Raw genomic sequence first — 14,507 nt, 5'->3', positions numbered from 1 at the left:
ATAAACTCTCATGACATATGGCTACAGTGAATATTTGGGGGGGGAATTCTCCGAACCCGGGAAGGATAATTTTTGCACAGAGAAATTACGATATGAAACGCGGGCTCAGTTGTCACCAGCCCGCGGAAAGAGAGAGAGGATCAGGATGCGGTTAAGATACCGCCAATCATCGCGCGTAATCCCTGAGCAAACGACGCTTCACGCGCCAGATCTTCCGCTTCGATATCGGCCAGTACACCGTAGGTCAGATCCAGCAGTAAACGTGAAGTCATTGCCGTGTTGATGTCTGGGCTTATCTCGCCTTTTTGCTGGGCATCACGCATCCGCTGGGCAACAAATTCCGTGATCGTCATATGCTTATTTTTAAGCATGGCGGCGACCTGTGGGTTACGCATCCCTTCCGCCATAATTTCGACCACCAGCGCCCGTTGTCCAAAGGCTTCATGGGTGAGAGAGACAATGGACTCGACCATATAGTCAACGAAATGAATCCCTTCAATCGGTTCCCGGAAACGGGCCAGCGCCCTCTCCTGGTCCTGTAAGATAATCGCCTGAATCAGGGCTTCTTTGGAGATGAAATGGTGATAGAGCGTCCCGGGACTAATGGCGCAAGATTTACAGATGGCTTTCATCGAGGCACTGTGAAATCCATTTTCTGAAAAAATCTCTCTGGCAGCATTGAGGATCCGGGTCCGTGTCGGTTGTGCTTCAGTCTGCATGTTATCCATCATAAAACCATTATAGTTAGCGTGAATAACTAGTTTACCGCGTTGTCAGGTGAGCGCCTATCATTGCTGTTGAATAGTGCGAAGGCACACTCTATTCGTATACTTTTCACCCAGCAATTGGTTAACCAATAGCCGTGATTTGGCTGCCAGTTATTTAGCTGAGACGTTGATGAGTTTATCCCGGTAAACAACACGTACGGCTGTTTACCGGTCCGTTAGTGTATTAATTCAGCTCCTGTACCCCACCACCGGAGACGGTGAGAATTTGTCCGCTTACCCAGCTGGCTGCAGGCGAGCAAAGGAACAGCGCCGCGTTAGCAATATCTTGCGGTTGGCCCAGACGTCTGATCGGCGTGTGCTGTAACATTTTTTGTTCAATTTCTGGTGTAATAACGGATTTCAGGGCATCGGTTAATATTGCCCCCGGCGCAATGCCATTCACCCGAATATTTTTTTCACCCAGGTCAAACGCCATATTTCTGACCAGATGACTGGCCGCAGCTTTAGATGATGCATAGGAGGTCATGTTTATATTTTTATTTTCTGCCGCCATAGAAGTGATGGTCAGAATAACGCCACCGCCATTTTTTTCCATTTCTGGCGCAACAAGTTGTGACAGATGGAAAAAAGAAAACACATTCAGTTCATAAGCACGGCGAAAATCTGCCATTGGCATATCAAACGGTTTAGGACCACCGCCACCGGCGTTGTTAACCAGGATATCAACTTTACCCAGCTTACTGACGGCAAAGTCTGCCAGTGCAGAGAGTTCCTGTTCGGAAGTAATATCACAACGGCAGGCAAATGCCTGACCACCCAGTTGTTGAATTTCATCAACAACATGGTTAGCTGCGTCGGCGTTAATATCACTGACCACCACAGATGCGCCAGCTGTCGCGAATGTAATGGCAATTTCTTTACCAATACCTGCACCGGCACCTGTGATGATGGCACATTTTCCGTCGAGTCTCAGGTTGTCAGAATTAAACACATAAACCTCCTGTGAACTTCAGTAAAAATAAAAGGCACCGCCTGTGTGCCACATTTTTTATCATTAACCTTGAGGAAAGGACACTACCAGGTATAGCAGATAAAGAGAGGATTATTTCGCCGCAATGAGCCGGGCGGGAATAATAAGATTGCGTGAATGCGTCTCTTCATGGGTGATTTTTTGCATCATGCGATCCGCAAGTGTGGTACCAAGTTCCCGCGCTGGCGTGCTGGCCCAGGTAACAGGTATATCATCAAGTGTGGTTGGTGTCGCATCGGTAAATGCCGCCAGCGAAACCTGTTGTTCAAAGTAACGATCGACTCCGCTTTCACCGCTTTGCCGCCCTGCTTTCAGCAAACCAAACCATGCCCCCATCGCAATGGTTTCGTTATAGCAAACCACGGCACTGATGGTCGGGTTATGACGTAAAAGCGCCGTGATAGCTTCCGCGGCTTGCTTCTGGCTGGAAGTGCACTCCAGCACCCAATCACTGTGAAACGGCAGGCCAAATTTTAGTAGAGTTGCACAATAGCCCCCCACCCGTTCTGCCCGGGTTAATGAGGAACTTTGCCCTCCCAGCCAGGCGATACGCTGATGCCCATTGCGAATGAGATGCTCCGTCAACAACTGTGCAGCCTGCATGTTATCCGGGCGAACCGTATCAACATCATCAAGATAACTGGCACGGGAAGCGAAAATCACCGGGATAGCTTTTTCTTCTGCCATCCGTCGCAGGTCATCGCTGCTTCCTGCAGCCCCGGCAATTACCACACCATCGACCCCCTGATTCAGTAACAGTGAAAACCGTTGTGCCAGCTGCTCGCCGTCTTTACCGCCGTGAAGCAAAAAAACCATCCGTCCCTGCGCTTCCAGAGCTTCCGTCAATCCGGCCGTTAATTCGGCGTAAAACGGCGCAGATAAATCACGGACGATCAAACCAATGACGCCGCTTTGCCCGCCGCGCAGCGCCGACGCCTGACGATTGCGCACAAATCCCAGCTCTTCAATGGCGGCGTTAACGCGTTCTCCTGTGGCGGTAGATATTCGCCCTTTGCCACTTAGAACCAGCGAAACGGTACTTACCGACACGCCCGCAGCCAGCGCAACATCATGAATGGTTATTTTTTTGGCGGTAGCCATGCAGATGACCTACTCCCTGATTATGTGACAGATAAAACGTTTTACCTTTTATTTATCTTATACCCGCTATTATCGTTGCGTAATGTGATTTATGCCTCACTAAAATTTGATAAAACGTTTTATCTTCTCGCGCAATTTACTGAATCCAGATTGTTCTCTACGAGGAGTCGTTTTATGACGGCGAAAACAGCACCGAAAGTCACGCTGTGGGAGTTCTTCCAGCAGTTAGGCAAAACCTTCATGTTACCCGTGGCATTATTGTCGTTCTGCGGCATTATGCTCGGCATTGGTAGTTCCCTTAGTAGCCACGATGTCATCACCCTAATCCCGGTCCTGGGCAACCCCGTGTTGCAGGCTATCTTTACTTGGATGAGTAAGATTGGCTCGTTTGCTTTTAGTTTCCTGCCAGTCATGTTCTGTATCGCCATCCCGCTGGGCCTGGCACGCGAAAACAAAGGCGTAGCGGCATTCGCTGGCTTCGTCGGTTATGCGGTAATGAACCTCGCGGTAAACTTCTGGTTGACCAACAAAGGCATTCTGCCAACCACTGACGCCGCCGTTCTGAAAGCCAATAACATACAGAGCATTCTTGGGATCCAGTCGATCGATACCGGGATCCTCGGTGCGGTGATCGCCGGTATTATCGTCTGGATGCTGCATGAGCGATTCCATAATATCCGCCTGCCAGATGCGCTGGCATTCTTCGGCGGTACGCGCTTCGTACCAATCATCTCCTCGCTGGTGATGGGCCTTGTCGGTCTGGTGATTCCATTAGTCTGGCCAATTTTCGCCATGGGTATTAGCGGCTTAGGCCATATGATCAACAGCGCGGGTGATTTCGGACCGATGCTGTTTGGTACCGGTGAACGTCTGCTGTTGCCGTTTGGTCTGCATCACATTCTGGTGGCATTAATTCGCTTTACCGACGCAGGCGGCACGCAGGAAGTCTGCGGTCAAACCATCAGCGGCGCGCTGACCATCTTCCAGGCGCAATTGAGTTGCCCGACCACTCACGGTTTTTCTGAAAGCGCCACGCGTTTCCTTTCGCAAGGTAAAATGCCTGTGTTTCTCGGCGGCCTGCCAGGTGCAGCGTTAGCTATGTATCACTGCGCGCGCCCGGAAAATCGCCATAAAATTAAAGGTCTGCTGATTTCTGGCCTGATCGCCTGCGTCGTTGGCGGCACTACCGAACCGCTGGAATTCCTGTTCCTGTTCGTAGCGCCAGTTCTGTATGTCATCCACGCGCTGTTAACCGGCCTCGGCTTCACCGTCATGTCTGTGCTCGGCGTCACCATCGGTAATACCGACGGCAATATCATCGACTTCGTGGTGTTCGGTATTTTGCATGGTCTGTCAACCAAGTGGTACATGGTGCCAGTGGTGGCGGCAATCTGGTTTGTCGTTTACTACGTCATCTTCCGTTTCGCTATCACCCGCTTCAATCTGAAAACCCCGGGGCGCGATAGCGAAGTTGCCAGCTCAATCGAAAAAGCCGTTGCCGGTGCGCCGGGTAAATCAGGTTACAACGTTCCGGCAATCCTCGAAGCCTTAGGCGGTGCCGACAATATTGTCAGCCTCGATAACTGCATTACCCGTCTGCGTTTGTCTGTGAAAGATATGTCGCTTGTTAATGTGCAGGCACTGAAGGACAATCGGGCAATTGGCGTAGTACAACTTAATCAACATAACCTGCAGGTTGTTATCGGGCCACAAGTTCAGTCAGTAAAAGATGAAATGGCCGGTCTGATGCATACTGTCCAGGCATAAGGATAAGATATGTTCGATTTTTCAAAGGTCGTGGATCGTCATGGCACATGGTGTACGCAGTGGGATTATGTCGCTGACCGTTTCGGCACTGCTGACCTGTTACCGTTCACGATTTCAGACATGGATTTTGCCACTGCCCCCTGCATTATCGAGGCGCTGAATCAGCGCCTGATGCACGGCGTGTTTGGCTACAGCCGCTGGAAAAACGATGAGTTTCTCGCGGCTATTGCCCACTGGTTTTCCACCCAGCATTACACCGCAATTGATACGCAGTCGGTGGTGTATGGACCTTCTGTTATCTACATGGTCTCGGAACTGATTCGTCAGTGGTCTGAAACAGGTGAAGGCGTGGTGATCCACACACCCGCCTATGACGCATTTTACAAGGCCATTGAAGGTAACCAGCGCACAGTAATGCCCGTCGCTTTAGAGAAGCATGCTGACGGCTGGTTTTGCGATATGGGCAAGCTGGAAGCCGTGTTGGCGAAACCAGAATGTAAAATTATGCTCCTGTGTAGCCCACAGAATCCTACCGGGAAAGTGTGGACGTGCGATGAACTGGAGATCATGGCTGACCTGTGCGAGCGTCATGGTGTGCGGGTTATTTCCGATGAAATCCATATGGATATGGTTTGGGGCGAGCAGCCGCATATTCCCTGGAGTAATGTGGCGCGCGGAGACTGGGCATTGCTAACGTCGGGATCGAAAAGTTTCAATATTCCCGCCCTGACCGGTGCTTACGGGATTATAGAAAATAGCAGCAGCCGTGATGCCTATTTATCGGCACTGAAAGGACGTGATGGCCTTTCTTCCCCTTCAGTACTGGCGTTAACTGCCCATATCGCCGCCTATCAGCAAGGCGCGCCGTGGCTGGATGCCTTACGCGTCTATCTGAAAGATAACCTGACGTATATCGCAGATAAAATGAACGCCGCGTTCCCTGAACTCAACTGGCAGATCCCGCAATCCACTTATCTGGCCTGGATTGATCTACGTCCGTTGAATATTGACGACAACGCGTTGCAAAAAGCGCTTATCGAGCAAGAGAAGGTCGCGATCATGCCGGGGTATACCTACGGTGAAGAAGGTCGTGGTTTTGTCCGTCTCAATGCCGGGTGCCCGCGTTCGAAACTGGAAAAAGGTGTTGCTGGATTAATTAACGCCATCCGCGCTGTTCGTTAACCCCAATTGCGCAACGTAAAAAATCGTTGCGCAATCGTGGATTTTTACCCTGCTTTGTTTTTATAATGGTGCGCACTTTTATATCCAGAAAAAGAGTGCGACCATGATTGATACCACCCTGCCATTAACTGATATCCATCGCCACCTTGATGGCAACATTCGTCCCCAGACCATTCTTGAACTTGGCCGCCAGTATAATATCTCGCTTCCTGCACAATCCCTGGAAACACTGATTCCCCACGTTCAGGTCATTGCCAACGAACCCGATCTGGTGAGCTTTCTGACCAAACTTGACTGGGGTGTTAAAGTTCTCGCCTCTCTTGATGCCTGCCGCCGCGTAGCATTTGAAAACATTGAAGATGCAGCCCGTAACGGCCTGCACTATGTCGAGCTGCGTTTTTCACCAGGCTACATGGCAATGGCACATAAGCTGCCTGTAGCGGGTGTTGTCGAAGCGGTGATCGATGGCGTACGTGAAGGTTGCCGCACCTTTGGTGTGCAGGCGAAGCTTATCGGCATTATGAGCCGAACCTTCGGCGAAGCCGCCTGTCAGCAAGAGCTGGAGGCCTTTTTAGCCCACCGTGACCAGATTACCGCACTTGATTTAGCCGGTGATGAACTTGGTTTCCCGGGAAGTCTGTTCCTTTCTCACTTCAACCTTGCGCGTGATGCGGGCTGGCATATTACCGTCCATGCAGGCGAAGCTGCCGGGCCGGAAAGCATCTGGCAGGCGATTCGTGAACTGGGTGCGGAGCGTATTGGACATGGCGTAAAAGCCATTGAAGATCGGGCGCTGATGGATTTTCTCGCCGAGCAACAAATTGGTATTGAATCCTGTCTGACCTCCAATATTCAGACCAGCACCGTAGCAGAGCTGGCTGCACATCCGCTGAAAACGTTCCTTGAGCATGGCATTCGTGCCAGCATTAACACTGACGATCCCGGCGTACAGGGAGTGGATATCATTCACGAATATACCGTTGCCGCGCCGGCTGCTGGGTTATCCCGCGAGCAAATCCGTCAGGCGCAGATTAATGGTCTGGAAATGGCTTTCCTCAGCGCAGAGGAAAAACGCGCACTGCGAGAAAAAGTCGCCGCGAAGTAACAAAAATGGATGGTGCTAATTGCACCATCCTCTTTTCACGCAAGGCACAGCGTCGCGCGATGTTTGGCGGATTCGATGCCCAGCTCAATCAACTCCATTACCTGGATTGCCTGACTTGCCGGAACCGGATTTTCACCATCGCCATTTAACGCATCACGAATAGCCGCATAGTAAGCCGGATAATTCCCTGGTACTGTCAACAGGGTTTCTTCGACACGTTCCTCACCTTCCACGCGGGTAAGTACGCCATCACGCATATCGTAGCCCCAGTCTTCCTGCGGCAGACGCTCGCCATTTTTCAGACGTTCTTCCTGTGGATCGAGGCCATATTTCACATAACTGCCTCGGGATCCATGCACGATATAACGTGCTGACTCAGCGGCTGCCAGCATAGTGCCGTGTAAAATGACTCGCCGCTGCGGATAGGACAAGATGGCGTGGAAATAATCAGTCGACTGCGCTCCGGGCCGTAACTGTGCCAAATCTACCGTCATGCTAACCGGTAAACCAAATAGCGTAATGGCCTGATCAAGAAGATGCGGTGCTAAATCGTACCAGATACCGCTGCCAGGGCCGCCCTGTTCACGCCAACGATCGCGCACCTGCGGACGGAAGCGGTCAAAATGAGACTCAAAGTAAGCAACTTCACCCAGCACGCCTTCCGCGAGCAAACCTTTTAGCGTCAGGAAATCGCTATCCCAGCGACGGTTATGGAATACAGACAGCACACGCCCCAGGCTTTTTGCCAGCGCTTCCAGCTCTCGCGCTTGTGACAGTGTCACGGTAAAGGGTTTATCAACGACCACATGTTTACCCGCCTCAAGCGCCGCTTTGGCTAACGGGAAATGGGTATCGTTGGGTGTAGGGATGACAATCAGGTCTATGTTGGGATCGTTAAACAGATGCTTCGGCTCAGAGACAACCGTAACCGTTGGCCAGTCGGCTTTTACTTTTGTTTCATCGCTGCTGGAGATTACCGCCAGTTCCAGCCCGGGTGTGCCCGCAATCAGGGGCGCATGGAAGGTTTTGCTCGCATAACCATACCCAATCAACCCAACACGGATGTTGTCGCTCATGTCATTGCCTCTCATTGAAGTATGATGGCTATTTGACACTATCCTTTACCCTCGCTCAACAGTTTAATAACCTGCCAGCAATAAGGGATGTTGTTTAACTTAAGTCAAAAAAATAGCGAATTTTCCAACGACAAAAGCTAAATATCGCAAAAACCTCAGTAAAAATCTTGCTGGAGCTATTATTGCTAAGTAACATTTACCCCCTGAAGTTAATGGATCAATCAACAGAGATGTGGGCTGTAATGAATCGTCTTATTGAATTAACAGGTTGGATCGTTCTTGTCGTTTCAGTCATTCTTCTTGGCGTGGCGAGTCACATTGACAACTATCAGCCACCTGAACAGAGTACTACGGTACAACACAAGTAAGCTCTGCGCTTGTAGAGCGACATGCTGCCCGTCCGGGTGCATGTTTTCACTTGTCGGATATTAAACCAGGAATTTATTATCTTGTTCGATGTTGTTGGTGATTGTCAGAGATAGTAAAGCGCGTTACTCTTTTCAGAGCAGTTTTTCATCCCTGAATATTTGCCATCAGCGCATTCTTATTATTGTAATAACACAAGCGTTCACTTTTGGTGAAATTTTATCATCACTAATAATACCTACCCCTTTGGTATTAATTATTTTATGGACCTTTTATGACTGTTCAGGACTACTTATTAAAATTTCGCAAAATCAGTTCACTCGAAAGTTTGGAAAAACTCTACGACCATCTTAATTACACCCTGACGGACGATCAGGAACTGATCAATATGTATCGTGCTGCCGATCACCGTCGCGCAGAGCTGGTTTCTGGCGGGCGTTTGTTTGACCTCGGCCAGGTACCGAAGTCCGTCTGGCACTATGTCCAATAAAGAAAGTAGCGATCGGTTATAAAAGCCTTATAATAACGCCCCTAAAATTAGATTTGCCTGTTTGCGTCGCTATTCTGGAGAACCTATGACCACCACAACGCCACAACGTATTGGAGGCTGGTTGCTTGGCCCATTGGCCTGGCTTTTAGTCGCTCTGTTAAGTACGACGCTGGCGTTGTTGCTGTATACCGCTGCGTTATCTTCTCCGCAAACATTTCAAACGCTCGGCGAACAAGCACTGACGACACAAATCTTATGGGGCGTTTCTTTTATTACCGCTATCGCCATGTGGTATTACACACTGTGGTTGACCATCGCTTTCTTTAAACGTCGGCGTTGTGTTCCTAAACACTATATTATCTGGCTGCTTATTTCCGTATTGCTGGCAGTAAAAGCGTTCGCTTTTTCACCCGTGGAAGATGGCATAGCCGTTCGCCAGTTACTGTTTACTTTGTTGGCAACCGCATTGATCGTCCCCTATTTTAAACGCTCGTCGCGGGTGAAAGCGACGTTTGTGAATCCGTAATAACCTTACAGTTAACCTGTTGTCGCCTGCTCTGGATTAACGGATAATAGGCGGCTTTTTTATTTCAGGCCGAAAAATGACTGACTACCTGTTACTGTTTGTCGGAACTGTACTGGTCAATAACTTTGTACTGGTCAAGTTTCTCGGTCTCTGTCCGTTTATGGGGGTTTCCAAAAAGCTGGAAACCGCGATGGGCATGGGGCTGGCTACAACGTTTGTGATGACGCTGGCGTCTATTTGCGCCTGGCTTATCGATACGTGGATTTTGATCCCGCTTAATCTGATTTACCTGCGCACCCTGGCATTTATTCTGGTGATTGCTGTGGTTGTGCAGTTCACCGAGATGGTGGTACGCAAAACCAGCCCGGTGCTTTACCGTCTGCTGGGGATTTTTTTGCCGCTTATCACCACCAACTGTGCAGTGCTCGGCGTGGCGTTGCTGAATATCAATCTCGGGCACAATTTCTTGCAGTCGGCGCTGTACGGTTTTTCCGCCGCTGTCGGTTTCTCGCTGGTGATGGTGCTCTTCGCCGCCATCCGCGAACGCCTTGCTGTGGCTGATGTCCCGGCACCTTTTCGCGGTAATGCCATTGCGTTAATTACCGCAGGTCTTATGTCTCTGGCCTTTATGGGCTTTAGTGGTTTGGTGAAGTTGTAATGAATGCTATCTGGATTGCCGTTGCCGCCGTGAGCCTGCTGGGCCTGGCGTTTGGCGCCATTCTGGGTTATGCCTCCCGCCGTTTTGCGGTGGAAGACGATCCGGTCGTTGAGAAAATTGACGAAATCTTACCGCAGAGCCAGTGTGGTCAGTGCGGTTATCCCGGCTGTCGCCCCTACGCGGAAGCCATCAGCTGTAACGGTGAAAAAATTAACCGCTGCGCCCCAGGTGGCGAAGCTGTGATGCTAAAAATTGCTGAGTTGCTTAATGTCGAGCCACAGCCGCTGGATGGCGAAGCGCAAGAGCTAACGCCTGCGCGGATGGTGGCGTTTATTGATGAAAATAACTGTATTGGCTGCACTAAATGTATTCAGGCGTGTCCGGTAGACGCCATCGTTGGTGCTACCCGCGCCATGCATACGGTAATGAGTGATCTCTGTACGGGCTGCAATTTATGTGTTGATCCGTGCCCGACGCACTGCATCTCGTTGCAACCGGTTGCAGAAACACCTGACTCCTGGAAATGGGATCTGAACACCATTCCCGTGCGTATCATTCCCGTGGAACACCATGCTTAAGTTATTCTCTGCATTCAGAAAAAATAAAATCTGGGATTTCAACGGCGGCATCCATCCACCGGAGATGAAAACCCAGTCCAACGGTACGCCCCTGCGCCAGGTACCACTGGCGCAGCGTTTTGTCATACCACTGAAACAACATATTGGCGCTGAAGGTGAGTTGTGCGTTAGCGTCGGCGATAAAGTACTGCGCGGCCAGCCGCTTACCCGTGGACGCGGCAAAATGCTGCCAGTTCACGCGCCCACCTCGGGTACCGTTACGGCTATTGCGCCCCACTCTACGGCTCATCCTTCAGCTTTAGCTGAATTAAGCGTGATTATTGATGCCGATGGTGAAGACTGCTGGATCCCGCGAGACGGCTGGGCCGATTATCGCTCTCGCAGTCGCGAAGAGTTAATCGAGCGCATTCATCAGTTTGGTGTTGCCGGGCTGGGTGGTGCAGGATTCCCGACAGGCGTTAAATTGCAGGGCGGCGGAGATAAGATTGAAACGTTGATTATCAACGCTGCTGAGTGCGAGCCGTACATTACCGCCGATGACCGTTTGATGCAGGATTGCGCGGCTCAGGTCGTAGAGGGTATTCGCATTCTTGCGCATATTCTGCAGCCACGCGAAATTCTTATCGGCATTGAAGATAACAAACCGCAGGCGATTTCCATGCTGCGCGCGGTGCTGGCGGACTCTCACGATATTTCTCTGCGGGTGATTCCAACCAAATATCCTTCTGGCGGTGCTAAACAATTAACCTACATTCTGACCGGGAAGCAGGTTCCACATGGCGGGCGTTCATCCGATATCGGCGTATTAATGCAAAACGTCGGCACTGCTTATGCAGTGAAACGTGCCGTTATTGATGGCGAGCCGATTACCGAGCGTGTCGTAACCCTGACTGGCGAAGCAATCGCTCGCCCGGGCAACGTCTGGGCACGGCTGGGGACGCCAGTGCGTCATTTATTGAATGACGCCGGATTCTGCCCCTCTGCCGATCAAATGGTGATTATGGGCGGCCCGCTAATGGGCTTTACCTTGCCATGGCTGGATGTCCCGGTCGTAAAGATTACCAACTGTCTGTTGGCTCCCTCTGCCAATGAGCTTGGCGAACCACAGGAAGAACAAAGCTGCATCCGGTGTAGCGCCTGTGCTGACGCCTGCCCTGCGGATCTTTTGCCGCAACAGTTGTACTGGTTCAGCAAAGGTCAGCAACACGATAAAGCTACCACGCATAACATTGCCGACTGCATTGAATGTGGGGCTTGCGCGTGGGTTTGCCCGAGCAATATTCCCCTGGTGCAATATTTCCGTCAGGAAAAAGCTGAAATTTCAGCTATTCGTCAGGAAGAAAAGCGCGCCGCAGAAGCCAAAGCGCGTTTCGAAGCGCGCCAGGCTCGTCTGGAGCGCGAAAAAGCGGCTCGCCTTGAACGACATAAGAGCGCAGCCGTTCAACCTGCAGCCAAAGATAAAGATGCGATTGCTGCCGCTCTGGCGCGGGTGAAAGAGAAACAGGCCCAGGCTACACAGCCTATTGTGATTAAAGCGGGCGAACGCCCGGATAACAGCGCAATTATTGCAGCACGGGAAGCCCGTAAAGCGCAAGCCAGAGCGAAACAGGCAGAACTGCAGCAAACTAACGACGCAGCAACCGTTGCTGATCCACGTAAAACTGCCGTTGAAGCAGCTATCGCCCGCGCCAAAGCGCGCAAGCTGGAACAGCAACAGGCTAATGCGGAACCAGAAGAACAGGTCGATCCGCGCAAAGCCGCCGTCGAAGCAGCTATTGCCCGTGCCAAAGCACGCAAGCTGGAACAGCAACAGGCTAATGCCGAACCAGAACAACAGGTCGATCCGCGCAAAGCCGCCGTCGAAGCTGCGATTGCCCGTGCCAAAGCACGCAAGCTGGAACAGCAACAGGCTAATGCGGAACCAGACGAAACGGTCGATCCGCGCAAAGCCGCCGTCGAAGCCGCTATTGCCCGCGCCAAAGCACGCAAGCTGGAACAGCAACAGGCTAATGCGGAACCAGAAGAACAGGTCGATCCGCGCAAAGCCGCCGTCGAAGCCGCTATTGCCCGCGCCAAAGCACGCAAGCTGGAACAGCAACAGGCTAATGCGGAGCCAGAAGAACAGATTGATCCGCGCAAAGCGGCAGTTGCTGCGGCTATTGCCCGCGTTCAGGCCAAAAAAGCCGCCCAGCAAAAGGTTGTAAACGAGGACTAAATGGTATTCAGAATAGCTAGCTCCCCTTATACCCATAACCAGCGCCAAACATCGCGCATTATGCTGTTGGTGTTGCTCGCAGCCGTGCCAGGAATCGCAGCGCAACTGTGGTTTTTTGGTTGGGGTACTCTCGTTCAGATCCTGTTGGCGTCGGTCAGTGCTCTGTTAGCCGAAGCTCTCGTACTCAAACTACGCAAGCAGTCGGTAGCCGCAACGTTGAAAGATAACTCAGCATTGCTGACAGGCTTATTGCTGGCGGTAAGTATTCCCCCCCTCGCGCCATGGTGGATGGTCGTGCTGGGTACGGTGTTTGCGGTGATCATCGCTAAACAGTTGTATGGCGGTCTGGGGCAAAACCCGTTTAATCCGGCAATGATTGGTTATGTGGTCTTACTGATCTCCTTCCCGGTGCAGATGACCAGCTGGTTACCGCCACATGAAATCGCGGTCAACATCCCTGGTTTTATCGACGCCATACAGGTTATTTTCAGCGGACATACCGCCAGTGGTGGTGATATGAACACACTACGCTTAGGTATTGATGGCATTAGTCAGGCGACACCGCTGGATACATTTAAAACCTCTGTGCGTGCCGGTCATTCGGTTGAACAGATTATGCAATATCCGATCTACAGCGGTATTCTGGCGGGCGCTGGTTGGCAATGGGTAAATCTCGCCTGGCTGGCTGGCGGCGTGTGGTTGCTATGGCAGAAAGCGATTCGCTGGCATATTCCCCTCAGCTTCTTAGTAACGCTGGCGTTATGCGCAACGTTGGGCTGGTTGTTCTCACCAGAAACACTGGCATCACCGCAAATTCATCTGCTGTCTGGTGCGACTATGCTCGGCGCATTCTTTATTTTGACTGACCCGGTTACTGCTTCTACGACCAATCGTGGTCGTCTTATTTTCGGCGCGCTGGCGGGTTTATTAGTCTGGTTGATCCGCAGTTTCGGCGGCTATCCTGACGGCGTGGCTTTTGCCGTCCTGCTGGCGAACATCACGGTTCCTCTGATCGATTACTACACGCGTCCGCGCGTCTACGGCCATCGCAAAGGGTAAACCATGCTGAAAACTATCCGAAAACACGGCATTACACTGGCACTATTTGCAGCGGGTTCTACAGGGTTAACTGCGGCCATCAACCAGATGACCAAAACGACAATTGCTGAACAGGCCAGTCTGCAACAAAAGGCTTTATTTGATCAGGTGCTGCCAGCCGAACGCTATAACAATGCGCTGGCACAGAGTTGCTATCTGGTCACTGCGCCAGAGTTAGGTAAAGGTGAGCATCGGGTTTACATCGCCAAACAGGATGACAAACCGGTAGCCGCCGTTCTGGAAACAACCGCGCCAGATGGCTATTCCGGTGCGATTCAGCTGCTGGTGGGAGCCGATTTTAACGGCACGGTACTTGGCACGCGCGTGACAGAGCACCACGAAACGCCAGGGCTTGGCGATAAAATCGAACTGCGCCTTTCTGACTGGATCACCCATTTTGCGGGTAAAAAAATCAGTGGTGCGGATGATGCGCACTGGGCGGTGAAGAAAGATGGTGGTGATTTCGACCAGTTCACCGGCGCGACGATTACTCCGCGCGCGGTGGTAAATGCGGTAAAACGCGCCGGATTGTACGCTCAGACGTTACCGGCACAACTTTCCCAACTTCCTGCCTGTGGAGAATAAAG

At 51.4% G+C, this 14,507-nt stretch carries 15 protein-coding genes; 11 read left to right on the top strand and 4 right to left on the bottom strand.

All coding sequences use genetic code 11. The features are described from left to right. Positions 1-140 precede the first annotated feature (140 nt). The 3 genes from uidR to malI form a co-directional block, all read right to left on the bottom strand. Positions 141-731: a DNA-binding transcriptional regulator UidR gene (gene uidR / locus ACK8NJ_RS11155; RefSeq protein ID WP_000969092.1), complete on the bottom strand. Its 591-nt coding sequence runs from the start codon at positions 729-731 to the stop codon at positions 141-143. A gap of 220 nt (positions 732-951) precedes the next feature. Beyond that, the gene (hdhA, locus tag ACK8NJ_RS11150; RefSeq protein ID WP_000483362.1) at positions 952-1,719 is read right to left on the bottom strand and encodes a 7-alpha-hydroxysteroid dehydrogenase; all 768 of its coding nucleotides are present in this window, start codon (positions 1,717-1,719) and stop codon (positions 952-954) included. 111 nt (positions 1,720-1,830) lie between these two features. Continuing rightward, positions 1,831-2,859 carry a mal regulon transcriptional regulator MalI gene (gene malI, locus ACK8NJ_RS11145; RefSeq protein WP_000179513.1) on the bottom strand — a complete coding sequence of 343 codons (1,029 nt, stop codon included), beginning with the start codon at positions 2,857-2,859 and terminating at the stop codon, positions 1,831-1,833. A 174-nt stretch (positions 2,860-3,033) separates the two neighbouring features. Between malI and malX the strand changes: the two genes are divergently transcribed. The 3 genes from malX (at position 3,034) to add (ending at position 6,913) form a co-directional block, all read left to right on the top strand. Further along, the gene (gene malX / locus ACK8NJ_RS11140; protein WP_411962458.1) at positions 3,034-4,626 is read left to right on the top strand and encodes a PTS maltose transporter subunit IICB; all 1,593 of its coding nucleotides are present in this window, start codon (positions 3,034-3,036) and stop codon (positions 4,624-4,626) included. A 9-nt stretch (positions 4,627-4,635) separates the two neighbouring features. After that, complete coding sequence (gene malY / locus ACK8NJ_RS11135; RefSeq protein WP_220418063.1) at positions 4,636-5,808, top strand: bifunctional maltose regulon transcriptional repressor/cystathionine beta-lyase MalY; 1,173 nt, start codon at positions 4,636-4,638, stop codon at positions 5,806-5,808. A 103-nt stretch (positions 5,809-5,911) separates the two neighbouring features. Beyond that, positions 5,912-6,913, top strand: coding sequence for an adenosine deaminase (gene add / locus ACK8NJ_RS11130; RefSeq protein WP_000567501.1), 1,002 nt, complete (start codon positions 5,912-5,914; stop codon positions 6,911-6,913). Positions 6,914-6,948: 35 nt separating this feature from the next. Here add and ACK8NJ_RS11125 read toward each other — a convergent pair whose 3' ends face one another. Continuing rightward, the gene (locus ACK8NJ_RS11125) at positions 6,949-7,989 is read right to left on the bottom strand and encodes an oxidoreductase (RefSeq protein WP_001282537.1); all 1,041 of its coding nucleotides are present in this window, start codon (positions 7,987-7,989) and stop codon (positions 6,949-6,951) included. 242 nt (positions 7,990-8,231) lie between these two features. Here ACK8NJ_RS11125 and blr point away from each other — a divergent pair, with 242 nt between their 5' ends. The 8 genes from blr to rsxG all read left to right on the top strand — a co-directional run bounded on the left by blr (position 8,232) and on the right by rsxG (position 14,505). Next, positions 8,232-8,357 carry a division septum protein Blr gene (blr, locus tag ACK8NJ_RS11120; protein WP_001296096.1) on the top strand — a complete coding sequence of 42 codons (126 nt, stop codon included), beginning with the start codon at positions 8,232-8,234 and terminating at the stop codon, positions 8,355-8,357. Positions 8,358-8,629: 272 nt separating this feature from the next. Beyond that, positions 8,630-8,845, top strand: a complete 216-nt coding sequence (ydgT, locus tag ACK8NJ_RS11115; protein ID WP_000217950.1) for a transcription modulator YdgT — start codon at positions 8,630-8,632, stop codon at positions 8,843-8,845. 85 nt (positions 8,846-8,930) lie between these two features. Continuing rightward, on the top strand, positions 8,931-9,371 hold the full coding sequence (locus tag ACK8NJ_RS11110) for a DUF2569 domain-containing protein (protein WP_001306099.1): 441 nt from the start codon (positions 8,931-8,933) through the stop codon (positions 9,369-9,371). A gap of 76 nt (positions 9,372-9,447) precedes the next feature. Beyond that, positions 9,448-10,029 carry an electron transport complex subunit RsxA gene (gene rsxA / locus ACK8NJ_RS11105; RefSeq protein WP_000133193.1) on the top strand — a complete coding sequence of 194 codons (582 nt, stop codon included), beginning with the start codon at positions 9,448-9,450 and terminating at the stop codon, positions 10,027-10,029. Continuing rightward, a complete protein-coding gene (gene rsxB, locus ACK8NJ_RS11100) occupies positions 10,029-10,607 on the top strand; it encodes an electron transport complex subunit RsxB (RefSeq protein ID WP_000991806.1) in 579 nt (192 codons plus the stop codon). The genes rsxA and rsxB overlap by 1 nt, the downstream gene beginning before the upstream one ends. Next, entirely contained in the window at positions 10,600-12,822 is a 2,223-nt protein-coding gene (rsxC, locus tag ACK8NJ_RS11095; RefSeq protein ID WP_411962457.1) for an electron transport complex subunit RsxC, read from the top strand. Before rsxB ends, rsxC begins: the two co-directional genes overlap by 8 nt. Beyond that, positions 12,823-13,881, top strand: coding sequence for an electron transport complex subunit RsxD (gene rsxD / locus ACK8NJ_RS11090; protein ID WP_001559178.1), 1,059 nt, complete (start codon positions 12,823-12,825; stop codon positions 13,879-13,881). A 3-nt stretch (positions 13,882-13,884) separates the two neighbouring features. Beyond that, positions 13,885-14,505 (top strand): electron transport complex subunit RsxG, encoded by a 621-nt coding sequence (rsxG, locus tag ACK8NJ_RS11085; protein ID WP_000920798.1) that lies wholly within the window; start codon positions 13,885-13,887, stop codon positions 14,503-14,505. Positions 14,506-14,507 lie beyond the last annotated feature (2 nt).

Source organism: Escherichia sp. F1, from assembly GCF_046764225.1.
GTDB classification, from domain to species: Bacteria; Pseudomonadota; Gammaproteobacteria; order Enterobacterales; family Enterobacteriaceae; genus Escherichia; species Escherichia coli.
This window is presented reverse-complemented; position numbering and strand designations above follow the sequence as displayed.